Origin of the sequence: Streptomyces sp. NPDC051041 (assembly GCF_044456065.1) — a bacterium.
In the GTDB taxonomy this organism is placed as follows: domain Bacteria; phylum Actinomycetota; class Actinomycetes; order Streptomycetales; family Streptomycetaceae; genus Streptomyces; species Streptomyces glaucus.
In genome coordinates this window covers 1-23646 of sequence record NZ_JBITFM010000022.1, presented here as the reverse complement: position 1 = coordinate 23646, position 23646 = coordinate 1, and the positions used below count along the sequence as shown (strand labels likewise).

At 75.2% G+C, this 23646-nt stretch carries 15 protein-coding genes; 11 read left to right on the top strand and 4 right to left on the bottom strand.

Annotated elements, in window-relative coordinates; all coding sequences use genetic code 11:
- The first annotated feature begins 199 nt into the window (after window positions 1–199).
- From ACIBAI_RS26050 to ACIBAI_RS26040, 3 genes are read left to right on the top strand one after another with little or no spacing between them, the layout of a single operon-like run.
- A complete protein-coding gene (locus ACIBAI_RS26050; RefSeq protein ID WP_399037911.1) occupies window positions 200–1726 on the top strand; it encodes a hypothetical protein in 1527 nt (508 codons plus the stop codon).
- A gap of 46 nt (window positions 1727–1772) precedes the next feature.
- Window positions 1773–2654, top strand: a complete 882-nt coding sequence (locus ACIBAI_RS26045) for a hypothetical protein (RefSeq protein WP_399037909.1) — start codon at window positions 1773–1775, stop codon at window positions 2652–2654.
- A 50-nt stretch (window positions 2655–2704) separates the two neighbouring features.
- Window positions 2705–7354: a hypothetical protein gene (locus ACIBAI_RS26040; RefSeq protein WP_399037907.1), complete on the top strand. Its 4650-nt coding sequence runs from the start codon at window positions 2705–2707 to the stop codon at window positions 7352–7354.
- Window positions 7355–7583: 229 nt separating this feature from the next.
- Here ACIBAI_RS26040 and ACIBAI_RS26035 read toward each other — a convergent pair whose 3' ends face one another.
- Entirely contained in the window at window positions 7584–8165 is a 582-nt protein-coding gene (locus ACIBAI_RS26035; protein WP_399038005.1) for a hypothetical protein, read from the bottom strand.
- Between the two features lie 416 nt (window positions 8166–8581).
- On the opposite strand from ACIBAI_RS26035, the gene ACIBAI_RS26030 reads away from it, so the two are divergent.
- The 6 genes from ACIBAI_RS26030 (at window position 8582) to ACIBAI_RS26005 (ending at window position 15191) form a co-directional block, all read left to right on the top strand.
- Window positions 8582–11473: a nitrate- and nitrite sensing domain-containing protein gene (locus tag ACIBAI_RS26030; protein WP_399038003.1), complete on the top strand. Its 2892-nt coding sequence runs from the start codon at window positions 8582–8584 to the stop codon at window positions 11471–11473.
- A complete protein-coding gene (locus tag ACIBAI_RS26025) occupies window positions 11470–11904 on the top strand; it encodes a roadblock/LC7 domain-containing protein (protein WP_399037904.1) in 435 nt (144 codons plus the stop codon). Before ACIBAI_RS26030 ends, ACIBAI_RS26025 begins: the two co-directional genes overlap by 4 nt.
- A gap of 9 nt (window positions 11905–11913) precedes the next feature.
- Window positions 11914–12309: a DUF742 domain-containing protein gene (locus tag ACIBAI_RS26020; RefSeq protein WP_344607197.1), complete on the top strand. Its 396-nt coding sequence runs from the start codon at window positions 11914–11916 to the stop codon at window positions 12307–12309.
- Window positions 12310–12913: 604 nt separating this feature from the next.
- Entirely contained in the window at window positions 12914–13519 is a 606-nt protein-coding gene (locus ACIBAI_RS26015) for a GTP-binding protein (protein ID WP_399037902.1), read from the top strand.
- A 278-nt stretch (window positions 13520–13797) separates the two neighbouring features.
- Window positions 13798–14607, top strand: coding sequence for a M15 family metallopeptidase (locus tag ACIBAI_RS26010; RefSeq protein ID WP_399037900.1), 810 nt, complete (start codon window positions 13798–13800; stop codon window positions 14605–14607).
- 47 nt (window positions 14608–14654) lie between these two features.
- Window positions 14655–15191, top strand: a complete 537-nt coding sequence (locus ACIBAI_RS26005) for an NUDIX domain-containing protein (RefSeq protein ID WP_399037898.1) — start codon at window positions 14655–14657, stop codon at window positions 15189–15191.
- A 53-nt stretch (window positions 15192–15244) separates the two neighbouring features.
- Here the strand turns inward: ACIBAI_RS26005 and ACIBAI_RS26000 are convergent, their stop codons facing one another.
- The gene (locus ACIBAI_RS26000; RefSeq protein WP_399037896.1) at window positions 15245–17608 is read right to left on the bottom strand and encodes a glycoside hydrolase family 31 protein; all 2364 of its coding nucleotides are present in this window, start codon (window positions 17606–17608) and stop codon (window positions 15245–15247) included.
- Between the two features lie 213 nt (window positions 17609–17821).
- On the opposite strand from ACIBAI_RS26000, the gene ACIBAI_RS25995 reads away from it, so the two are divergent.
- Both ACIBAI_RS25995 and ACIBAI_RS25990 read left to right on the top strand, forming a co-directional pair.
- Window positions 17822–19798 (top strand): acetoacetate--CoA ligase, encoded by a 1977-nt coding sequence (locus ACIBAI_RS25995; protein WP_399037893.1) that lies wholly within the window; start codon window positions 17822–17824, stop codon window positions 19796–19798.
- Window positions 19799–20053: 255 nt separating this feature from the next.
- Window positions 20054–20947 carry a hypothetical protein gene (locus ACIBAI_RS25990; RefSeq protein ID WP_399037892.1) on the top strand — a complete coding sequence of 298 codons (894 nt, stop codon included), beginning with the start codon at window positions 20054–20056 and terminating at the stop codon, window positions 20945–20947.
- Between the two features lie 91 nt (window positions 20948–21038).
- Here ACIBAI_RS25990 and ptsP read toward each other — a convergent pair whose 3' ends face one another.
- Together ptsP and ACIBAI_RS25980 are read right to left on the bottom strand one after the other, a co-directional pair.
- On the bottom strand, window positions 21039–22709 hold the full coding sequence (ptsP, locus tag ACIBAI_RS25985) for a phosphoenolpyruvate--protein phosphotransferase (RefSeq protein WP_399037890.1): 1671 nt from the start codon (window positions 22707–22709) through the stop codon (window positions 21039–21041).
- A gap of 76 nt (window positions 22710–22785) precedes the next feature.
- The gene (locus ACIBAI_RS25980) at window positions 22786–23235 is read right to left on the bottom strand and encodes a PTS glucose transporter subunit IIA (RefSeq protein WP_399037888.1); all 450 of its coding nucleotides are present in this window, start codon (window positions 23233–23235) and stop codon (window positions 22786–22788) included.
- Window positions 23236–23646 lie beyond the last annotated feature (411 nt).

Genomic DNA, 23646 nt, shown 5'->3' with positions numbered 1-23646 from the left:
CCGGAGGACCGGACGGGGCGGCCGCCGTGCCGGCGGGCGGACGCGGCCGCCGTGTCCGGGACGGACCCGCCGGACGGGGCGCGGCGGCCGTCGCGCGGGGCGGGCTCCGCGGCGCCGGGCAGGGGCGCGGCGGCCGTCGCGCCGGGGCGAGGAAGCGCCGTTTGGTTCGTTGTCGGACCCAGGACCTAGTCTGTGCACCGTGACTTCGCCTGCATCGACGGACAGTGTTCCGCCCCAGCTCAGCGCGGGGCCGCGGCCCGCGCAGGGCCCGGCCGCCGACGAAGGACTGGCGCGGCGGCTGCGCGCGCTCGCCTGCACCGCGCCGCTGCACGATCTCGACGCGCGGAAGGTCAATCTGGCCGGCGAGTACTCGGTGTACGGCATGGCGGAGACAGCCCTCGCCGCCATCGACCTGATCACGCTGAACATGGACTTCGACACGGGCGCGGACCACGAGCAGATCGTGGCCCGGCTCGTCCCGCGCGTCGCCGCCCAGGCCCCGCAGCGGCCCGCCGCCGAGCACGAGCGCGTGGCCCGCTGGGTGCTGGAGAACCTGATCAACGTCGGCAGCGCCGACCGCGGCTTCCGCGCCGTGTACGGCACGTTCGAGCCGGACGGCACCTATGTGCGCCGCGGCTACGACTTCAAGCTGATCGAGGAGGTCCCCGGCCCCGGCGGGACCGTCTACCTGCGCACGACGGACGAGGCGGTCAACGTCCTGGTCGGCGCCCTCGACACCGACGTCACCAGCGCGCAGATCGCCGCCGAGGTCAAGCTGGAGGTGCTGATCAGCCGCGGCCGGCTCGCCGACGCGCAGCTCGCCGCCGAGCAGGCCCGCTACCGGACCGTGCAGTACTCGGAGACGCTGCGCAAGGCACTGGAGGCCACCCGGCGCAACGTCCGCGCGGTGGACTGGCTCAACGCCGTGCCCGACATGATCGCCGAGGCCCTCGACCACGTCGCCGACCGGTACCGCCACGAGAACGCGATCCTCACCAACATCCGCAAGGCCCGCGACGAGTCCGAGGACCCCGAGCACAAGCGCCGCGCGGCCGAGCTGGTGGACATCGTCAAGGACTGCATCCGCCGCCACACCCAACTGCAGTCCCGGCTGCTGGAGGCCGGACCGCTCTTCCGCGCCGAGCAGGACCGCCAGGCCTTCGCCGCACCCGCGGCGGCCTCGGCGACGGACCTGTACGGCCACCTCCTCGCCCCCGTGCTGCCGCTGCCCCTGGAGCAGGCGATCCGCGTCACCGACGCCTTCTTCGCGCACGGCACCGGGCTGCGCACACCGGTGTCCGTCCGGGTCGGCGACCTCGTCGACATCCTCCTGACCCCGCCGGTGGAACGGGAGCACCTGGGCGCCGAGATGCCGGAGCCCGACCTGATCGCCACGCCGGACGACAGCCGCTTCAGCGAGGAGCAGCTGGCGGCCGCGACGGAACTCCTCGACCTGCCGGCCGACGCGCCCCGCCGGCTGTCCGGGCTGCTGGCCGAGGCGCGCGGACGGGATCCCGAGCTGCCGTACCTGGTGGCCCTGCTGGCGATCCACGCGGCCAGCCCGCCGGTCGGCACCGCCTATCGCCAGGGCGAGGAGAAACTGCTGTTCGCCGTGGACGACGGAACCGAGCTGGACGACCCCGAGTTCGGCGGCGCCGACCTCATCGTCGGCACGGCCCTGCTGGACGCGGCGGGCATGGCGGCGGACCGGACCGAGGCCGCATGAGCCGCACCAGCACGTACCAGCGACAGCGCAGCAAGGAGCACCGACCGTGACCGAGCACGCCGACCGGAGCGAACCGGAGACCGGCGCCGTACCGGCCCCCGCCGCCGTCACGCCCGCCGACGCCGCCGACGCCGCGCGGCTCGTCGCCTTCGGCCTCCAGCCCAAGCTGGCGCCCGCACGCGACCAGGAGTACGCGGACCTGCTGCGCCGCTACCGGGAGGACCCGGCGTTCGCGCGGCTCGCGGACGCCGTGGCCGCCGGGCTCGGGCTGGTCGTCCTGGAGGTGTCCCCGCGCGCCGGAATGGCCGTGACCGCCGCCGAGGACTCGGTGTTCGCCGTCCGCATGAGCGACTACGCGCGTCGCACCGCCGCCGACTCCGGCGACCGGTTCCTGCACGGGCTCGCCCACCTCGCCGTCGCCGCCCTGGCGTTCCCGCGCCCCGAGGACCTCGCCGACGACGGCTACATCGGCCGCGTCACGGTCAACGGCGTCGACGCCTTCGTCCGCCAGGTCTGCCGGCGGCTGGAGGAGCGGGCCGCCGAGCAGGGCGAGAACACCGACCCGGCCACCGACGCGCCCGGCCTGGAGGCCGCCTGGCGGATCTGGTCGAGGCGCAGCGCGACCGGCGCCACCAAGGACGCGCGCCGGCCGGCCTCCTCGACCACGGGCATCGTGGCCAAGGCGCTGGCCTTCCTCACCGACTCCGGGTTCCTGCAGCGCACCGGCGACGACAACGGCGGCACGTACCGCACCACGGCCCGCTACCAGCTCCAGGTGCGCGACATGGCGGGCAGCGCCGCCATGGCCGAGCTGCTGGAACTCGGCGTGGTCCCGGTGACCGACGGCACGCCGACCCTGCTGCCCCCCGACGACACCGACGACCTGGAGCTGGTGGCCGACGCCGGGCTGCCCTTCCACTCCTCCTGACCCTCCCGTTCCCCGCATCCCCGCCTGAAGAAGACTTACGAGAGTCCGCCATGTACGAGCTGTCCCGGGTCCGCCTCTACTCCATCGGGCCGGCCGGTGCGCGCTACGCCGACACCGTGCTCGACCTGCGCGGGGTGGGCGAGCCCGTGCCCGACCCCGCGCCCACCCAGGCGGAGTTCTTCGAGGAGGAGCCCGTCGGCCCGCCGCGCCGGCCCGCGCCCGCCGGGGTGCTCTTCCTGGAGAACGGCGGCGGCAAGTCCGTCCTGCTCAAGCTGATCTTCTCGGTGATGCTGCCGGGCCACCGCAACACCCTCGGCGGCGCCAGCTCCGGTGTGCTGCGCAAGTTCCTGCTCGCCGACGACTGCGGGCACGTCGCCCTGGAGTGGCAGCACGTGCAGACCGGCGAGTGCGTCGTCGTCGGCAAGGTCAGCGAGTGGCGCGGACGCCAGGTCTCCAGCGACCCGCGGAAGTTCGCCGAGGCCTGGTACTCCTTCCGGCCCGGCCCCGGACTGTCCCTGGACAACCTGCCCGTCGCCGAGTCCACCGCCGTACGCCCGCCCGTCGAGGGCGCCTCGGGCGCGCAGGGACGCCGGCGGACCATGAAGGGCTTCCGGGACGCCCTCATGGAGGCCGGGAAGGCCTACCCGCACCTGGAGGTGCACTGGGAGGAGATCCACGAGCGCTGGACCGAGCACCTCGGCGAACTCGGCCTCGACCCCGAACTCTTCCGCTACCAGCGCGAGATGAACGCCGACGAGGGCGAGGCCGCCGGCCTGTTCGCGGTGAAGAAGGACTCCGACTTCACCGACCTGCTGCTGCGCGCCGTCACCGACACCCGCGACACCGACGGGCTCGCCGACCTGGTCAGCGGCTTCGGCAACAAGCTGGGCCGCCGCGCCGAGCTGATCGCCGAACGCGACTTCACCGCGGGGTCCGTCGACCTGCTCGGCCGGATCGTCGAGGCCGCCGGGGCCCGCACCCGCGCGCGGGACGTCCACGCCGCCGCCGAGCGCCGGACCAGGACCCTGGCGCGCCGCCTGTCCGCGCGCGGCGCCCGGGAGCGGGCCCGGGCCGCCGACCTCGCGCAGCGCGTCACCGCAGCCGCGCACGCCGTCACGCACGCCGAGACGGCCCGGGAGCGCAGCGCGCTGATCGCCGCCGAACTCGCCTACCGGCACGCCTCGCTGGCGCTCACCGCCGCGGAGAAGGCCGCCGCCGCGCAGAAGCGGGAGCTCGCCGACGCGCGCACGCTGTACTCCGCCTGGCAGGCCGCCGAGGCCGTCCTGCGCCACCGCGCCGCCGCCGACCGCGTCGCCCGGGTGTCCGCCGCGATCCAGGAGGCCGAGCGGGACGCGGCCCCCGCGCTGGCCGCCCGCGCCAGGGCCGCCGTCGACCTCGTCCGCGCCCTGCACGCCGCCGCGCGGGACGCCGAGCACCTCGCCAACGAGGAGGAGGAGCGGTCGGCCGCGCTGCAGCAGGCCGGCGAGGCCGCGTACCGGGACTCCACCGCCGCCGCCACCGAGGCGCAGCGGGCCCGCAGCGAGGCCGGGCATCTGCGGCAGCGCCTCGCCGAGGTCGAGCAGGAGACCGCCGAGGCGGTGCGCGCCGGCTGGCTCGACGACAGCGCGCCCGACGCCGACCCGGCCCGCGCCGCCCTCGCCGCCAGCGACGCCGAGAAGACGGCGGTCGCGGCCTGGGACACCGCCCGCGAGACGGCCCGCCGCGCCACGGAGCACGCCCGCGAGGCGGCCGCCGCCGAGACCCGCGCGGAACTGACGGCGGCGCGTGCGGCGGACGCCGCGATCGCCGCCGAGCGCGCCTACGACGGGGAGCGGCGTACGGCCGAGGCGCTGGCGGCGGAGGAGCGGCTGGTGGAACTGCTGGGGCTGGCGGGCGCCACGGGCGCGCCGGACCCCCGGACGGACGGCGACGACGCCTCCGGCGCGCACCCCGGCGCCGATGCGCGAGGCGGCGCCCCGCGCTCCTCCGCCGAAGGCCCCCTCACCCCCGAGGAGCTCGACCGCTTCGCCGAAGACCTGCGCGAACTCCTCGACGACGCCGTGTCCGCCGCCGAACGGCAGCTGTTCGAGCTGCGCACGGCCGCCGCCGACGACGCCCGGATCCTCGGAGCGCTCGGCGACGGCGGGCTGCTGCCGCCCGGCCCGGACGTGCTGGCCACGGTCGAGTTCCTCGGCGAGCACGGCATCCCGGCGCTGCCCGGCTGGCGCTACCTCGCGCAGGCCGTCGACCCCGCCGACCACGCGCGGGTGCTGGCCGCCCGGCCCGAGCTGGTCGACGGCGTGATCATCACCGACCCGGACTCGCACGCGCGGGCCCGCGCGGCGCTGAGCGACGCCGCCCTGCTGCCGCGCTCCGCCGTCGCGGTCGGCACCGCCGCCGCCCTGCTCGCCCCGGCCCCGGCCCCGGACTCCGGCGCCGGCGACGTCTTCCTCGTACCGCCGAACCCCGCCATGCACGACGAGCACGCCGCCGACGAGGAGCGGCAGGCGCTGCGCGCGCGGGCGGCCGAGCGGGACGAGGAGATCCGCACCCTCGCCGCGCGGCTCGGCAAGGACCGGGAGCTGGCCGCGCGGCTCGCCTCCTGGCGCACCGGCTGCCCCGCGGGGCGGCTCGCCGAGCTGGCGCGGGCCGCGCGCGAGGCACGGGCCTTCGCGCAGGAGGCCGAGGCCGAGCTGGCCGAGGCGCGGACCGAGCGGGCCGAGGCCGAGGAGGCCGCCGCCGAGGCCGTACGGGTGCGGGACGAGCGGCAGGAGACCGCGCAGAAGGCCCGGCGCGCCGCCGACGCCCTCGCCGGGCTCGCCTTCCGGCTGCGCGAACGGGCCGGCTGGCAGGCCAGGCTGCGGGAGCTGGCCGACGAGGCGACCGAGGCGGAGGCCCGCGCCCAGGCCTGCCTGGAGCGCGCCCGCGCCGCCGACGAGGACCGGCGTGCCGCCCAGCGCGCCGCCGACGACGCCCGCCGCACCGCGCGTGCGCTGCGCGCCGAGCGCTCCGAGATCGCGGGCGCCCCCGACGACGTGCCGCAGGACGGGACGGACGCCCCGAAGGCGTCCCTGCCCGCGCTCCGCGAGGCCTACCGGGCGGCCTCCCAGGTCTACGAGAAGGTCGGCGTCGGCGCCGACCTGCGGGCCGAGCAGGCCCGGGCGGAGAGCGACGAGAGCGCGGCGCGCGCGGAGCTGGACCGGCTCAGCAACAAGGTCCGCACCCGGGCGGAGCAGCTGCTGGAGTCCCCCGACGGGGCGGACGGGCCCTCCCGGCAGGCCGCCGCCGCGCGCGCGGAGGAGCTGGTGCAGCTCCTGGAGACCCGGATGTCCAGCGCGAGCGAGCAGCTCGGCCGGCTGCGCGGCGAGGCGGAGCGGCTCGCGCCCGAGGACGGTGAGGCGCACACCGAGCTGCCCGAGGAGCTGGTGCCGCGCGACGCCGAGCACGCGCAGGCGCTGCTGCGCACGGCGACGGCCGAACTGGCCTCCCGCACCGAGGAGCTGGCCCGGGCCCGGGAGGCGCACGCCGAACTCCTCGAGGCCCACCGCGCCGCCGAGGACGCGGCCGGCGGCTTCGACGAGATCGCCGCGATGCTCCGCGACCTGCTGCGCGAGCAGGCCCCGGAGGAGGAGCAGGCGGAGCCCGAGCCCTACCCCGGCACCCTGGAGGAGGCCCGGCGGTCCGCCGCCGAGGCCCGCCGGTCGCTGCGCGGCTGCGCCGCCGACCTGTCCGCCGCGGAGGCCGCCGTACGGGAGGCCGGCGACGTGCTCGTGCGGCACGCCAACTCCACGCGCTACGAACAGGTCCGCACCCCCGCGCGGCAGCAGATCCGCGAACTGCCCGCGGCCGCGCTGCCCGAGCACGCCCAGAAGTGGGCGGACGCCTTCGCGCCCCGGCTGCGGGTCCTGACGGACGAGCTGGCGCAGCTGGAGCGCAACCGCGACTCGATCGTGGACCGGCTGCGGGGGCTGGTCGAGTCGGCCCTCGCCACCCTGCGGTCGGCCCAGCGGCTGTCCCGGCTGCCCGAGGGGCTCGGCGAGTGGTCCGGGCAGGAGTTCCTGCGGATCCGCTTCGAGGAGCCCGACCAGGCCACGCTCACCGAGCGGCTCGGCGAGGTCATCGACGAGGCGACCCGCGCCGCCGTCAAGAAGAACTCCGACCTGCGGCGCGACGGCATGTCCCTGCTGCTGCGGGGGGTCGCCGCCGCCCTCCAGCCCAAGGGCGTCGCCGTGGAGATCCTCAAGCCGGACGCCGTGCTGCGCGCCGAGCGGGTGCCGGTCGGGCAGATGGGCGACGTGTTCTCCGGCGGGCAGCTGCTCACCGCGGCCATCGCCCTGTACTGCACGATGGCCGCGCTGCGCAGCAACGACCGGGGCCGCGACAGGCACCGGCACGCCGGCACGCTGTTCCTCGACAACCCGATCGGCCGCGCCAACGCCACGTACCTGCTGGAGCTCCAGCGGGCCGTCGCCGACGCGCTGGGCGTGCAGCTGCTGTACACGACCGGCCTGTTCGACACCACCGCGCTCGCCGAGTTCCCCCTCGTCATCCGGTTGCGCAACGACGCGGACCTCAGGGCCGGGCTGAAGTACATCAGCGTGGAGGAGCACCTCCGGCCGGGACTGCCGCGGGAGATCCCGGCCGGGGAGGCGGTGCACAGCGAGATCACGGCGACCCGGATGTTCAAACGGCCCGCGTAGCCGTCAGGCGTCCTCCCGCGGCGGATCCGCGCACGGCACGCCGGTCGTCGTCGTGACGGCCGGGCGGCGCAGCCGTCGGCGAACTCCGGGAGCACCTCGGCCGGTCGGGAAGCGGGCGCTCCCGGCGGGTCCGTGCCGCCGGGATCCGCGACCGGCGCCGGCCGCCGGTCCCCGGGAGCGCGGCCGCCGGGCGCCGGCTCCCAGGGGACACGGCGCCCGGCGCCGGTCTTCACGAGTGCGACAGCTGCCCGGTGCCGCCCCGCCGCCGTATGCGCTCCTGGGCGCGTTCGGCGGCCCGGGCCCGGCGCCGGGCCCGGCGGCGTTCGCGCCGAAGGGCGCGCGCGGTGCTGCTCGGTGTCGAGACCACGCCGTTGCGCTGGTTCCACACCTGGCGTGTCACCCAGACGTCGAGCACGCCCCAGGTGGCCACCACCGTGCTGACCACACTGCTGATCACCATCGGGAACGCCAGCCAGGATCCGGCCATCGTGCACAGGAAGGCCACCATGGCCTGGATCAGCGTCACCGCCACGACGAGCACGGCCCGCACCGCGGCCGTACGCACCGGATCGGGCAGCCGGCGCCGCCGCGCCGGCTCCTCCGTCCACAACGGCCGGCCGGGCGGCTGCTCCCCGCCGTCCCCGCCGGGTGCCGTCCCCGCCTCGGACGCCGCCCCGCCGGCCGCGTCCGCCGGGAGCTCACGCGCGCCCACCGCCCCGCGTCCGGCCGCCGGGACGCCGGGCCCCCGCTGCGCCGCCGGCCGGGCCGTCCCGCCGTCCCCGGACGCCTCGCGCCGCTCCGCCGTGCCCATCACCGTGTCACTCCCCACCGCCGGCAGACCCCTCGCCCGCGTCCGAAGACCCGGCTCCCCAGTGGCTGCCCGGCTTGCGCTGTTTTACGCCGCCGGGACGCGGAATGCGGCTCCTGACGCCGGTTCCGCCCCCGTTTCCCGTGGAGAAGGACGAACGGCGCGGCCCCAGGATTCCCGGGGAGCGAAAGAATCCGGCCAACTGCCCGAGCCCGCCGGACCCATCCGTTCCCGCGGCCCTCGCCGGATCCCGGGGGCAATCTCCCGCAATGGGCGGACAACTCCGCATCCCCCGCCGCTGTGCGAAAGTGCATTCCCCGGATCTGCCTTCGAGCCGACCGGACTTCAGTAGTAGGCTCACGCCGTTTGTTGACGCACATGTGTACCCCCTGTCAGTGGGGGTCGAGCTGGGGGAGGCCATGCGCTTTCGCGGGAAGTCGATCCGCCGGAAGATCGTGGCGCTGCTTCTCGTGCCGCTGATGTCCCTGGCCGCGATCTGGGCGTTCACCACGGCGCTGACGGGGCGTGAGGTGGCCCAGCTCTGGCACGTGACGTCCCTGGTGGAGAAGATCGGCTATCCCGCCGAGGACGTCGTCCGCGCGTTGCAGCAGGAACGCCGCCAGACGCTCGTGTACCTCGCCGACCCCCGCGCGTCGGACGCGCTGTCCGCGCTGCGCGCCACCCGGACCGCCACCGACGAGGCGGTCGCCGGGATCCGGCGGAACGGGCAGGACCCCGACATCCGCGGGGGAGTGGACGAGGACGACGAGGAGCACCTCACCGCGGTCCTGGACACCCTGCAGGGCATCGACGAAGTGCGGCGCAGCGTCGAGGACGGCTCCGTCACCCGGGCCCAGGCCCTCGACCTGTACAACCGCCTCGTCGACCCGTGCTACGTCCTGCTCGCCTCCCTCGACGGCATCGACAGCGTCGAGATGGACAAGCAGAACCGCGCCCTCGTCAACCTGGCCCGCGCCCGCGAACTGCTCGCCCGCGAGGACGCCCTGCTCGGTTCCGCCCTGGTGGTCGGCGAGCTCTCCCACGACGAGGTCCTGGACGTCTCCCACCTCGTCGCCCAGCGCAACCTGCTGTACGACGTCAGCCTGCCGGTCCTGCCGTCGGCCGAGCGCGAGCGCTACACCCGTTTCTGGAAGGGCGCCACCACCGCCTCCCTGCGCTCGGAGGAACAGGCCGTCATCTCCTCCGTCGGCTCCGAGCCCCCGCGCACGGTGACCGCCCGGAGCTGGGACGCCGCCGCCGAGAGCGTGCTCGGCGACCTGGCCGCGCTCAACGACCAGGCGAACGACCGCTACCAGGACCGGGTCCGCCCGGCCGCGATGTCCGTCATCACCAAGGCCGTCGTCGTCGGCGTCCTCGGCCTGCTCGCCCTGCTGTTCTCGCTCTTCCTGTCGGTGCGCGTCGGCCGCGGCCTCATCCGGGACCTGCGGCAGCTGCGCCTGGAGGCCCACGAGGCGTCCGGCGTCCGGCTGCCCAGTGTCATGCGCCGCCTCTCGGCCGGCGAGCAGGTCGACGTGGAGGCCGAGGTCCCGCGCCTGGAGTACGACAAGAACGAGATCGGCGAGGTCGGCCAGGCCCTCAACACCCTGCAGCGCGCCGCCGTCGAGGCCGCCGTCAAGCAGGCCGAACTGCGCGCCGGCGTCTCGGAGGTCTTCGTCAACCTCGCCCGGCGCAGCCAGGTCCTGCTGCACAAGCAGCTCACGCTGCTCGACGCCATGGAGCGCAGGACCGAGGACACCGCGGAACTCGCCGACCTGTTCCGCCTGGACCACCTGACCACCCGCATGCGCCGGCACGCCGAGGGCCTGGTGATCCTCTCCGGCGCCGCCCCCTCCCGGCAGTGGCGCAAGCCCGTCCAGCTGATGGACGTGGTGCGCGCCGCCGTCGCCGAGGTCGAGGACTACGAGCGCATCGAGGTCCGCCGTCTGCCGCGGATCGCCGTCACCGGCCCGGCGGTCGCGGACCTCACCCACCTCGTCGCCGAACTCCTGGAGAACGCCACGGTGTTCTCCCCGCCGCACACCGCCGTCCAGGTCGTGGGCGAGCGGGTCGCCAACGGCTTCACCCTGGAGATCCACGACCGGGGCCTCGGCATGGCGGCCGACGCCCTGCTGGACGCCAACCTCCGCCTCGCCGAGACACCCGAGTTCGAGCTGTCCGACACCGACCGGCTCGGCCTGTTCGTGGTCAGCCGGCTCGCCCAGCGGCAGAACGTCCGGGTCTCCCTGCAGCCCTCCCCGTACGGCGGCACCACCGCCGTCGTCTTCATCCCCGACACGCTGCTGACGGACGACGTCCCCGACACCAACGGCATCGGCTTCCGCCTCGACCGCCCCCAGCGCTCCACGGCGGGCGAACCGGACGACGGGCGCCGCGCCGGGCTCTCCCGGGTGCCCGGGCGGCTGCCGGGCCGGCTGCCGGCCGCGCCGCTGGACGGGCCCGTCGAACTGGAGGCCCCCGTCGACCTGGACGCCCTGGACGACTTCGCCGGCGACCTCGGCGGCGGCCCGTTGCGTCCGCACCGCTCCCTCGCCCGCGCGGAGGACGAGCCGGCGGCCCGCGACGGCGAACAGCGCCACCAGGCGCCCGGGACCCGCGGCGGGGCCGGAACGGGGGACCGCCCGGTCCCGCTGCCCCGCCGCCGCACCCCCAAGCTGGTCAGTTCGCACGGGCGCCCGGTCACCGAGCGCACCCGGCGGGAGCGGACCGGCGAGGAGCCCGCGGCCGCCGGCCGCCCGGAGCCGACGGCACTGCCTTCGCTCCCGGCCCGCCGCCGCGGCCAGGACGCCCCGGCCGGCCCGGACACGGCCCGGCCCGAGCAGGCCGCCACGCCGCTTCCCGGCGGGCGCCGCGACGCGGCGCCCGCGCGCCGGGCCCCCGGCCGGACCGACGGAGCCGACGAGCGGGGCGCGCCCGGCAGGGACCCGGCGGAGGCGCCCGGGCCGTCGGCCCTGCCCCGGCGCACCCGCTGGAACGAGCTCCCGCCGGACGGCGCGGACGGCCCCGCCCGGCCCGCCGGCCCCGATCCGCGGGACGCCGAACCGGACGGTTCGGGCGCGCGCTCGCTGCCCCGGCGCGTGCGGCAGGCCAGCCTGGCCCCCCAGCTGAGGCAGGGCCCCCGGCGGCGCACCGAGGAGCGGGCCGGACCCGCCGAACGGGACGCCGACGAGGTACGCAGCCGTATGGCCTCGCTCCAGCGCGGCTGGCAGCGCGGCCGTGCAGAGAACGCCGCGGGCGACGACGCCCACAGCGGCACAGCACCACAAGGAACGACCAAGGGAGACGGTCGATGACCGCACCGAAGGCGACCGGCCAGACCGCGACCAAGTCCGGGGAGCTGAACTGGCTCCTCGACGATCTGGTGGACCGCGTCGCGAGCATCCGCAAGGCCGTCGTGCTCTCCGGAGACGGCCTGCCGACGGGCGCCTCGAAGGATCTGACCCAGGAGGACAGCGAGCACCTGGCCGCCGTCGCCTCCGGCTTCCACAGCCTCGCCAAGGGGGTGGGCCGCCACTTCGAGGCGGGCGACGTCCGGCAGACCGTCGTCGAGCTCGACGAGGCCTTCCTGTTCGTCACCGCCGCGGGCGACGGCAGCTGCCTCGCGGTCCTGGCCGACGCCGACGCGGACGTCGGCCAGGTCGCCTACGAGATGACCCTCCTCGTGAAGCGGGTCGGCGTGCACCTGGGCACCGCTCCGCGCACCGACCTGCCCTCGGGCGGGTAGTGGGATGACATGAGCGCTGACGGTCAGGGAAGAAGCCACTGGTTCGACGACGAGGCCGGACCGGTCGTCCGCCCGTACGCCATGACACGCGGCCGCACCACCAGCGCGGTCCAGCACCGCCTCGACCTGATCGCGGTGGTCGTCACGGAACCCCACGCGGACGACCCGGAAGCCGACTCGACGCTGTCCCCGGAACACGTGGACATCGTCGAACTGTGCCGTCACACTCCGCAGTCGGTCGCCGAACTCGCGGCCGAACTCGACCTGCCGATCGGAGTGGTGCGGGTCCTCGTCGGAGACCTCGTGGACGCCGGACTCGTCCACGTCAACCGGCCCGTGCCCCCGGCGGAACTGCCGGACGAGAGTATTCTGCGCGACGTGATCAACGGCCTCCGGGCGCTGTGAGCAGCGCGGAAGCGGGATATTGACGTGACAGGCTGGCAGTTCCGGGCCGACCGGGGCGGCACCTCCGCCGGCATCGCCGCGCGCCGCCCGCCGGCGCGCGACCCCCTGCCGGGCGACCCGGCGCGGTGCTCCGGCACGGCGGCCGCGGGCGTCCGCGCCCGGTGCGCCGCCCCGCCCGAGCCGCTCCACGAACGGCCCGCCGGTGACGGCGGAGGCGTCACCGGCGGGCCCGGCGTCCGGATCCACCGGAGCGGCTCACGGCCCACCGGCCCCGAAGTCCCGGGGCGGCGACCGCCCGTCCGCCGCGCGGGGTCCGCGGTCCGGCCCGGCGGGGACGGCGCGGCGCACCGCGTCCGGCTCCCGGCGCCCGGGACCGCCCGCGTGCCGTTCCGGCGCCGCCCGGCGCCCCCGCACGGCACGGCGGGCCGCGCACCCGGAGCGCCGGGCGCCGTCCGGGTGGAGCGCGCGGACGGCGCGGTCGTCGAGCCGGACGGCGGCGCTCCGGCGGGCGCAGGCCCCGGCGACGTGCCCGTCATCGAGACCCCGGCGGCGGAGGCTGCGGTTCCCCCGTCGTCCCACCCCCATCGAGCAGGAGAAGAGATCGATGATCTTCGGGCGTTCTGAGCGCGGCAAGCCCCCGGTCGAGCCCGTCACGCTCAAGATCCTGGTGGCCGGCGGCTTCGGCGTGGGCAAGACCACCCTCGTCGGCGCGGTCAGCGAGATCAGGCCGCTGCGCACCGAGGAACTGCTCACGGAGGCCGGGCGCCCGGTCGACGACCTCCGCGGCGTGGAGGGCAAGCACACCACCACCGTGGCCATGGACTTCGGCCGCATCACGATCCGCGAGGGCCTGGTGCTGTACCTCTTCGGCACGCCCGGCCAGGAGCGGTTCTGGTTCATGTGGGACGAGCTCTCCGCGGGAGCGCTCGGCGCCGTCGTCCTCGCCGACACGCGGCGCCTGGAGGGCTGCTTCGCCGCCATCGACTACTTCGAACGGCGCTCCATACCCTTCCTCGTCGGCGTCAACTGCTTCGACGGAGCCCCCCGTTACCCCGCGGAGGACGTGCGCCGGGCCCTCGACCTCGATGCCGGCGTCCCGCTGGTGATGTGCGACGCGCGCGACCGCGAGTCCGTCAAGGAGGTCCTGATCGGCGTCGTGGAACACGCGATGGCGTACACCGCCGGCCGCCGCCAGGCCGTCGCCACCTGACGCACGCGCCCGGCCCGCACCCCGGCCGGCCGCGGCCCGGGACCGCGCGCCGGGCCGGCGGCACGGCCGGCCCGGCGGGACAGGCCGATGCCGGCGGCGGACGGCGGACGGCCGGCACGAGGCCCGTCCGGCCCCGCCGGTCCGCCGGGCGGCCGGCCCGGTCACCCGGTCCGCCACCGCGCGCCCCGCCGCCCCAGGGGACCGGCCCCGCCCGGCGGGGCGCGGACCGCGCGCGATCGCTTCCCCGGCGGACCCCGCGCCTGATAGATGCACTGGGCATGACACGAATCTCCCGCGCGGTACGCGGACTGGTCACCGCGCTCGCCGTCCTGCTCGCCATGACCGCAGCCACCGCCCCCGCCCACGCGAGGACCGGCCCCGGGGCGCCGGAGGACTTCGTGGCCCTCAGGAGCGTGGACGCGACGATCCTTCAGGAGATGCGCTACTTCACCCGGCACAACTTCGTGGGCGAGCGCATCGACGGCTACCGGCAGCCCCTGTGCCTCCTCACCCGCCCGGCCGCCGAAGCGCTGCACAGGGCCCAGGCCAGGCTCCTGCGCCGGGGCTACACGCTCAAGGTGTACGACTGCTACCGGCCGCAGCGCGCCGTCGACCACTTCGTCCGCTGGGCACGGGACCTCGACGACCAGACGATGAAGGCCGAGTTCTACCCGGACGTCGACAAGACCCGGCTGTTCGCGGACGGTTACATCGCGGAGAAGTCCGGTCACAGCCGCGGCTCGACGGTGGACCTCACGATCGTGCGGCTCCCGGCGGAACCGACCCGGCCGTACCGCCCCGGGGAACCCCTCGTGCCCTGCTTCGCCGCCCAGGGGGAACGCTTCCCCGACAACTCCGTCGACATGGGCACGGGCTTCGACTGCTTCGACCCCCTGTCGCACACCCTCGACCCGCGCGTCCAGGGCGAACAGCGCGCCAACCGGCTGCTGCTCAAGGACACCTTGGAGGACCTCGGCTTCGTGAACCTGGCCGAGGAGTGGTGGCACTACACCTACCGGCCCGAGCCCTACCCCGACACCTACTTCGACTTCCCGGTGTCCTCGGGATCCCTCGCCGGCGGCCGCTGACCCGCCCGCCGCGCACGCCGCTTCCGCGGTCGGATACAGTCCGCCGCGTGTCCGGGACTCAGCACCCCGCCCCCGACGCGGCGCCGGGTTCGCACTGCTCCAGCTGCGGAGCGCCCTACGGCGAGGGCGTCTCCGGCTGGCCCCGCGCCTGCCCGGCCTGCGGCGCCGTCGCCTACCGCAACCCGCTGCCGGTCGCGGTGGCCCTCCAGCCGGTGTACGACACCGGGGGGACCGCCCTGGTCGTCGTCACCCGCACCGTGGCCCCCGCACGCGGGGGGACGGCCCTGCCCGGCGGCTACGTGGACGACCGGGAGGACTGGCGGCGGGCCGTCGTACGCGAGCTGAAGGAGGAGACGGGCATCGACGCGGCGAGCCGCGACGTCCGGCTCGCCGACGCGATGAGCTCGCCGGACGGGCACCTGCTGCTGTTCGGGCTGCTGCCGGAACGCCCGGCCGAGGGCCTGCCGCCGTCCGCCGCCACGGACGAGACGGACGGCTGGCACCTCCTGCGCCGGCCGGAGGAACTCGCCTTCCCCCTGCACACCCTGGCCGTGCGGGCCTGGTTCGAGGGCCGCTACACCTGACCCGGCGCCCGCCGGAGCCGCGCACGGGGGCCGCCTGCGAGCCGGGAACGGGCTCAGCGCCCCCCGAGCCCGCGGACGCGCACCGGGTGAGGCGGTTCGCTCCCGCCCTCGCCCTCCCGCTCGACGACCACCCGCCGGCCCTGCCCGCGGGTGACGTAGCGCTCGATCCGCGGCCTGCCCCAGCCGTCACCCGCGTCGAGGACCACCACCCCGCCGCCGGTCCGCCCCGGGGAGGGCGCCCACACCTCCAGTTCGAGCCCGCCGTCCCGCCCGCGCACGGGAAGGACGGCCCCCGCACGCGCGAACACCGGGATCCGCGCCGGGGGAGCGTCGACGACCACCTGCCCCGGCCCCTCGTACGCCCGCTCCGTCGCCGTGTCGTACCAGCGTCCCCGCGGCAGCCGCACCGCACGCCGGGCCGTGCCCGGATCGAGCACCGGCGCCACCAGGAGGCAGTCGCCCAGCAGGAAGGCGTCCTCGCAGTCGCGCAGCGCCCGGTCCTCGGGCGCCGACCACCACAGGGGCCGCACATAGGGCGCCCCCGTGCGCCGGGCCAGATGCGCCAGCGTGACGAAGTACGGCAGCAGCCGCCGCCGCTCGACGAGCGCCGCGCGCGCGTGCTCCAGCACCTCCTCCCCGAACTCCCAGGGCTCCCCGCGGCCCGCCCGCAGGCTCGCGTGCGTGCGGAACAGCGGCAGATAGGCCCCCAGCTGGAACCACCGCAGGTACAGCTCCGGCGACGGGCTCCCGTCGAAACCGCCCACGTCCGGTCCCGAGTACGGCACGCCGCACAGCCCCAGCCCCAGCACCAGCGACAGCGACGCGCGCAGCCCGGGCCAGCCCGTGGCCACGCCACCGGACCACGCCCCGCCGTAGCGCTGCAGGCCGGCCCACCCGGAGCGGGAGAAGACGAAGGGCCGCTCCTGCGGGGCCAGCTTCCGCAGCCCCTCGTACCCCGCCCTGGCCATGCACAGCGCGTACACGTTGTGCGCCTCCCGGTGGTCGCCGCCCCGCCCCTCCAGGGCGTGCCGGGCGGAGCGCGGGAGCGTCGACTCCCCGAAGGCGGCGAACGAGGTGGGTTCGTTCATGTCGTGCCAGAACCCCGAGAACCCCTGCGCGAGCCGCTCCGCGTACAGCCCGCCCCACCACTCGCGCACCCCCGCGTGCGTGAAGTCCGGGAACACCGCGTCCCCGGGCCGCACGACCCCCTGAACGACCCGTCCCCCGGCGTCCCGCACGAACGCGTCCTCGGCGCTGCCGCTGTCGTACACGGCGTCGCCGGGCACGGCCCCGACCGCCGGGTCGACGACCGAGACCAGGCGGATCCCGTCCCGCCGCAGCTCCTCGGCGAGCACGGGCAGCTTGGGGAACCGGTCCTGGTCCACGGTGAACACCCGGTGGGCGTCGTAGTGGTCGATGTCCAGGTGGACGGCGTCGAGCGGCAGGTCGCGCTCCTGGTACCCGGCGACGATCCGCCGCAGCTCCTCCTCGCTGCCGAAGCCCCACCGCGCGTGGTGGTGCCCGAGCGCCCACGCCGGCGGCAGCGCGGGCGCCCCCGTCAGCGAGGCCCAGGTGCGCAGCACGCGCGCGGGGGTGCCCACCATCACCCAGCAGCGCAGCGGGCCGCCGTCCATCCGCAGCACGCTCGTACCGGGCCGGTCGTGCCCGGAACCGGCGCCCTCCTCGCCCTCCCGCAGCGTCACCGCACCGTCCCACGGGTTGTCGTGGAACAGCAGGTGCGTGCCCGCGTCGGCCACCACCAGCTGCACCGGCATCGTGATGTACAGCGGGTCGTCGCCGGGGCCGAAGGCGCGGCCCGGGTCGGTGTTCCACAGCCGGTAGGTGCCGTCCCGCAGCCGGGGCCCCGAGGCGCGCCCGCCCAGCCCGAAGAACCGCGCGTCCGCGGCCACCTCCGACCGCTGCATCCAGCGCGCCGGACCGCCGCCGACCGGCTCCCACCACCGGGGCGGCCGGTCCCGCCGCAGCACCACACCGCCGGGCGTGCGCACCTCGATCCCGCCGTCCCGCGAGACGACGACCGTCACACGTTCGGCCACGACCCGCCAGCCGCCGTTCTTGTCCGGCTCCAGCACCACGCGGCGGTCCGGTTCGGGACAGCGGCCCGCCAGCGCGTACGACGGTTCCGGGCCGGCCCCGTCCCACCCCCAGAAGACCGCCCCGTTCGCGGCGACGACGATCCGCAGCTCCGAGCGGTCGAACCGGACGGTGCCGCCGCCCACCCCGGACTCGACCTCCCGTATGGACCCGGGCACCCGCGCGCGCTCGGCGCCCCGACGCGGCAGCCCCGCCGCGTCGGCACGCCTCCTGCGCCACGCGGCCCGTACGGTGCGCAACCCCTGGGCCGCCCCCGCCGAACCGACCGTTTTCACCGAACGCACCAGGTCACGACCGTCCATGCTGCTCAGCCTGCCATTGACCGCCCCGTACGAGGGCGGCGTTCAACTCCCGTTCACCCATGTCCGGACCACATCTTCACGACACGGACCATGTGGGGCGAACCCTGGTGCAGGAGTCGATCACATGGCATCGTCCGTGTCAGCCGCGTCACGCGCACACCCCAGCCCGTGCGCGGAGGACGCACACGACGCGCACAGTCCGGGAGCCGCCCCATGCCGACCGTGAACCCGCAGCCGCTGTGGCAGCCAGATCCGCAGCGTATCGCCCAGGCACGGATCACCAAGTTCCAGTCCTGGGCCGCCGAGCACCACGGGGCCCCCGCCGAAGGCGGCTACGCGGCCCTGCACCGCTGGTCCGTCGATCGGCTGGACACCTTCTGGGAAGCCGTCACGCAGTGGTTCGACGTACGGTTCGCCACCCCCGGCGCGCGCGTGCTGGGCGACCGCTCGATGCCCGGCGCCCAGTGGTTCCCCGGAGCCACCCTGAACTACGCCGAGCACGCCCTGCGCGCCGCCGCCACCCGCGCGGACGAACCGGCCCTGCTGTGCGTCGACGAGACCCACGAGCCGCGCCCCGTCACCTGGGCCGAGCTGCGCCGCCGGGTCGGCTCCCTCGCCGCCGAGCTGCGCGCCCTCGGCGTACGCCCCGGGGACCGCGTCAGCGGCTACCTGCCGAACATCCCCGAGGCCGTGGTCGCCCTGCTCGCCACGGCCGCCGTCGGCGGCGTCTGGACGTCCTGCGCCCCCGACTTCGGCGCCCGCAGCGTCCTGGACCGCTTCCAGCAGGTGGAACCGGTCGTCCTGATCACCGTCGACGGCTACCGCTACGGCGGCAGGGAGCACGACCGCCGGGAGACCGTCGCCGAGCTGCGCCGCGCACTGCCCACCCTGCGCGCCGTCGTGCACGTCCCCCTCCTGGGCACCGAGGCCCCCGAGGGCGCCCTGGAGTGGTCGTCCCTGACCTCCTCGGACACCGATCCCGTCTTCGAGCAGGTGCCCTTCGACCACCCCCTGTGGGTGCTGTACTCCTCCGGCACGACCGGCCTGCCCAAGGCCATCGTGCAGTCCCAGGGCGGCATCCTGGTCGAGCACCTCAAGCAACTGGGCCTGCACTGCGACCTCGGCCCCGGGGACCGCTTCTTCTGGTACACGTCGACCGGCTGGATGATGTGGAACTTCCTCGTCTCCGGCCTGCTCACCGGCACCACGGTCGTCCTGTACGACGGCAGCCCCGGCCACCCGGACACGGGCGCCCAGTGGCGCGTCGCCGAACGTACCGGCGCCACCTTCTTCGGCACCTCGGCCGCCTACGTCATGGCCTGCCGCAAGGCGGGCGTGCACCCCGGCCGCGACCACGACCTCTCCGCCGTGCGGTGCGTCGCCACCACGGGCTCGCCCCTGCCGCCCGACGGCTTCCGCTGGCTGCACGACGAGTTCGCGAGGAGCGGGACGGGCCTGTGGATCGCCTCCGTCAGCGGCGGCACGGACGTGTGCTCCTGCTTCGCGGGAGCCGTGCCGACCCTCCCCGTGTACACCGGCGAGCTCCAGGCGCCCTGTCTGGGCACCGACCTGCAGTCCTGGGACCCGAGCGGCCGGCCGCTGGTGGACGAGGTCGGCGAGCTCGTCGTCACCAACCCCATGCCGTCGATGCCGATCCGCTTCTGGAACGACCCCGACGGCAGCCGCTACCGCGACAGCTACTTCGCCACCTACCCCGGCGTGTGGCGGCACGGCGACTGGATCACCGTCACCTCCCGCGGCTCCGTCGTCATCCACGGCCGCTCCGACTCCACGCTCAACCGACAGGGCGTCCGCATGGGATCGGCCGACATCTACGAGGCGGTCGAACGCCTCCCCGAGATCAGGGAATCGCTCGTCGTCGGCGTCGAGCAGCCGGACGGCGGCTACTGGATGCCCCTGTTCGTGCACCTGGCCCCCGGAGCGACCCTCGACGACGCCCTCCTGGACCGCATCAAGCGGACCATCCGCGAACAGCTCTCCCCGCGCCACGTCCCCGACGAGGTCATCGAGGTGCCGGGTGTCCCGCACACCCTCACCGGCAAGCGCATCGAGGTCCCGGTCAAGCGCCTCCTCCAGGGCACCCCGGTGGAGAAGGCGGTCAACCCGGGCTCCATCGACGACCTCGACCTGCTGCGCTTCTACGCGGAGCTGGCCCGCAAGCGCGGCTGAGCCGGGCTCGGCCGACGGAACCGGCCGGCCCCGGACCCCGCCGGACACGACGGCGAGGTCCGGGGCCCGCCGGTCCTCCCCGCACCCGCATCCACCGCGTCGGCGGTCCCGCCGCCCGGACCGCCTTCGCCACCATCACCGCCCTGACCTGCGTCGTTCAATGCCGCCTGGTACGTGATCGCCTCGCGCGACCCCCGTTGTCAGTGCCGCCGGTTACTGTGAGTGAGCATCGATCGACCGTGTACAGGGGGAAACATGGCGCACACCGACCACCAGACCATGCGGCGCGCCCTGCGCCGCGAAGTCGCCGGCACCATCGGCGTGCTGACCGACGAGCACGACTTCCGCGCCATGCGGCGCTACCGCAGCTTCGCCTTCGACGACCACACGACCTACCTCGAACAGGTCGAGGCCCTGCTCAGGTCCCGCGCCTCCCGGGGCGACCACACCACGGTGGCCCTCTTCGACCCGGAGGAGTACGCCGAGTTCTGCGCGGAGACCGGCCTCGACCCCGACCTCCCGTCGAGCCGCGCCCGGTTCACGGCCGAACTCGCCGCCACGGGCGCCACCCTTCCCTACGACGGCCGGCCCCTCGCCGATCTCCTCCCCACCCTCGTCGAGGAGGCCGTCCGGCACGCGACCTGGGAATACGCGGCCACCCTCCTCGCCCGCCTCGGCCCCTGCGCCTCCTGCGGCGAGGACATCGGCCACGCCGCCTTCACCCGGGCCTCCGACCTCCTCGCCCGCATCCTCGACACCGCCCCACCGGGCCACCGGCACCTGGTCTGCAGCGTCTCGGGAACTCCGGAAGCCCTCGTCGCCGTCCTCCACGCCGACGACGATCCCGACGGCGCCACGCAACTGGACGAGGCCGAGGCCCTGGAGTTCACCACCGTCCTCGCCCTCGGCCTCGCCGCGCACAGCCCCGGCGGACTCGTCATGCGGACCACCGCCCCCGGCATCCCCGACCGGGTCTACGGCTGGCGCCTGCGCGGATACGGCCTCGAACCCCTCACCGCCGGGGAGGTCTTCGACGCCTACTGCACCGACGCCGAGTCCGGGGACCTGATCTCCCCGGAGTCGAACGTCGACTACTGCGAGCCACCGGACCTCGGAGAGGGGGATCAGCGGTCGGGCCACCGGCACTGAACCCCGGCGGAGGAACACGAGGAGGGGCGCCCCACCCACGGGTGAAGCGCCCCTCCTCGCACGAAGGCGACCGTCCGGCGGCACCAGGGGACTACTCCCCGGACAGCACCGCCCGGGCCGCGTTGCGCGCCTCCTCGGCACTGTCCGCCGCCCGCGCGGCCGCAGCGGCCCGCTCGCACTGCGCCAGCGTGTACTTCGCCAGCGCCGCCCGGACGTAGGGGATCGACGCCGCGCCCATGGACAGGGAGGTGACCCCGAGCCCGGTCAGCACACACGCGAGCAACGGGTCCGACGCGGCCTCACCGCAGACCCCGCAGCTCCTGCCCTCGGCCCTGGCCGCCTCGGCGGACAGCGCCACCAGGTCGAGCAGCGCCGGCTGCCACGGATCCTGCAGGCGGGACACCGCACCCACCTGGCGGTCGGCGGCGAAGGTGTACTGGGCGAGGTCGTTCGTCCCCAGCGACAGGAACTCGACCTCCTGCAGGATCGAGCGAGCCCGCAGCGCCGCCGAGGGGATCTCGACCATGGCGCCGAACTTCGCCTGCAGCCCCGCCGCCCGGCACGCGTCCGCGAAGGCCTTGGCGTCGGCACGGTCCGCCACCATCGGAGCCATGACCTCCAGGTGGACCGGCAGCCCCTCCGCGGCCCTCGCCAGCGCCGTCAGCTGGGTGCGCAGCACCTCGGGGTGGTCCAGCAGCGTCCGCAGACCGCGCACGCCCAGCGCCGGGTTCGGCTCGTCGGCCGGCGTCAGGAAGTCCAGCGGCTTGTCCGCGCCCGCGTCCAGGACACGCACGACCACCCGGCCCTCGGGGAACGCCTCGAGAACCTGCCGGTAGGCCGCGACCTGCTTCTCCTCGGACGGAGCGTTCTTGTTGTCGTCGAGGAAGAGGAACTCGGTACGGAAGAGACCGACGCCCTCCGCCCCGGCCTCGACCGCGGCTGCCACATCCGCGGGGCCACCGATGTTCGCGAGCAGCGGCACCTTGTGCCCGTCGGCGGTGGCACCCGGCCCGGTCGAGGCGGCCAGCGCCGCCTTGCGCTCGGCCGCCGCGGCCTCGAGCTGCGCCTTCTTCTCCTCGCTCGGGTTCACGAAGATCTCTCCGGTGCTGCCGTCGACGGCGATGACCGTTCCCTCGGCAAGCTCACCGGCGCCCGGCAGCGCCACGACGGCCGGCACACCGAGCGCCCGCGCCAGGATCGCACTGTGGCTGGTCGGACCGCCCTCCTCGGTGACGAAGCCGAGAACCAGAGCCGGGTCCAGCAGCGCCGTGTCGGCAGGCGCGAGGTCACGCGCCACAAGCACGTACGGCTCGTCGCTGTCCGGGACACCCGGCATGGGCACTCCCAGGAGACGGGCGACGATGCGGTTCCGTACGTCGTCGAGGTCGGCCACGCGACCGGCCAGGTACTCCCCGGCCGAGGCCAGCAGCTCGCGGTAGGCGGCGAACGCGTCGTACACCGCGCGCTCGGCCGTACTGCCGACGGCGATGCGCCGCTCCACGTCCGTCATCAGCTCGGGATCCTGGGCCATCATGGCCTGCGCCTCGAGCACCGCCTGGGCCTCGCCCCCCGCCAGATTGCCGCGCGCGATCAGGTCGGCCGCCACGGCTTCCACGGCCTTGCGGGCGCGGCCCTGCTCACGCTCCGCCTCCTGCGCCGGGATCTGCTTGGCAGGCGGTTCCAGCACCGCCGTCCCCATGTGCCGAACCTCGCCGATCGCCACACCGTGGCTGACCCCGACGCCTCGCAGCGTTGTCTCCATCTCACCCGTCTCCGATAGTGCGGCGGGTCCCGCCGCGGTGGTCCATCTACTCGCCGTCCTGACGACGGCACCGACGTCACTGCCAGAGGAAGAGGCTGTCGCCGGCCTTCACATCGCCGCTGTCGCGGAGATCGGAAAGGGCGTCGGCCGTGGCCTCGAGCGCCACGACCGGGCAGATCGGGGACTTGCCGGCGGCCTCCACGGCGGCCGGGTGCCAGCGCACGACGCCCTGCCCCCGCGTGACCGTGTCGCCCTTGCTCACCAGCAGCTCGAAGCCTTCGCCGTTGAGCTGCACCGTGTCGATGCCGAGGTGGGTGAGCACGCCGTGACCCTGCTCGTCGACGACGACGAAAGCGTGCGGGTGGAGAGAGACGACAACTCCGTCCACGGGCGCCACCGCCTCGGAGGGCTCCCGTACGGGATCGATCGCCATGCCCGGGCCGACCATGGCCCCGGAGAAGACCGGGTCCGGCACCGCTGCCAGCCCGATGGCGCGTCCTGCGAGCGGGGACGTCACGGTGGTCATGGGAAGCCTCCCAGAGATGGAGATCTACAAGGGCCGTCACCGCCTGTCCCGGACGGCGCGCTGGCCAGCAGCGTATGTCATACGAAGTACCGGTTCCGTGCGAGTGATCCCGATTCGTGGTCTAGACCACATCCCGCATCGATTTGCACCCACTCGGCGGTCCCGTGTACAGTCGTACTCCCGCTAGGGGCTGAGCGACGCAACCAGGCGTCCTTGCCTCGCGGCGCTCAACTCGTCAGATCCTATCTCCGGGTCACCTCCTGCATGCCCGCAGGACGGTGGTCAGAGCACCGGGGAAACGCTGGTAGAGTTGAGAACACCGAAGGGAAGCGCCCGGAGGAAAGCCCGAGAGGGTGAGTACGAAGGAAGCGTCCGTTCCTTGAGAACTCAACAGCGTGCCAAAAGTCAACG

Excerpts from the sequence above, each read along its gene's own strand:
- ACIBAI_RS26000 (WP_399037896.1), bottom strand. The coding sequence starts at position 17,608 with ATGGACGGTCGTGACCTGGTGCGTTCGGTGAAAACGGTCGGTTCGGCG.
- ACIBAI_RS26015 (WP_399037902.1), top strand. The coding sequence starts at position 12,914 with ATGATCTTCGGGCGTTCTGAGCGCGGCAAGCCCCCGGTCGAGCCCGTC.
- ACIBAI_RS26010 (WP_399037900.1), top strand. The coding sequence starts at position 13,798 with ATGACACGAATCTCCCGCGCGGTACGCGGACTGGTCACCGCGCTCGCC.
- ptsP (WP_399037890.1), bottom strand. The coding sequence starts at position 22,709 with ATGGAGACAACGCTGCGAGGCGTCGGGGTCAGCCACGGTGTGGCGATC.
- ACIBAI_RS26035 (WP_399038005.1), bottom strand. The coding sequence starts at position 8,165 with ATGGGCACGGCGGAGCGGCGCGAGGCGTCCGGGGACGGCGGGACGGCC.
- ACIBAI_RS25990 (WP_399037892.1), top strand. The coding sequence starts at position 20,054 with ATGGCGCACACCGACCACCAGACCATGCGGCGCGCCCTGCGCCGCGAA.
- ACIBAI_RS26040 (WP_399037907.1), top strand. The coding sequence starts at position 2,705 with ATGTACGAGCTGTCCCGGGTCCGCCTCTACTCCATCGGGCCGGCCGGT.
- ACIBAI_RS26020 (WP_344607197.1), top strand. The coding sequence starts at position 11,914 with ATGAGCGCTGACGGTCAGGGAAGAAGCCACTGGTTCGACGACGAGGCC.
- ACIBAI_RS25995 (WP_399037893.1), top strand. The coding sequence starts at position 17,822 with ATGCCGACCGTGAACCCGCAGCCGCTGTGGCAGCCAGATCCGCAGCGT.
- ACIBAI_RS26025 (WP_399037904.1), top strand. The coding sequence starts at position 11,470 with ATGACCGCACCGAAGGCGACCGGCCAGACCGCGACCAAGTCCGGGGAG.
- ACIBAI_RS25980 (WP_399037888.1), bottom strand. The coding sequence starts at position 23,235 with ATGACCACCGTGACGTCCCCGCTCGCAGGACGCGCCATCGGGCTGGCA.
- ACIBAI_RS26030 (WP_399038003.1), top strand. The coding sequence starts at position 8,582 with ATGCGCTTTCGCGGGAAGTCGATCCGCCGGAAGATCGTGGCGCTGCTT.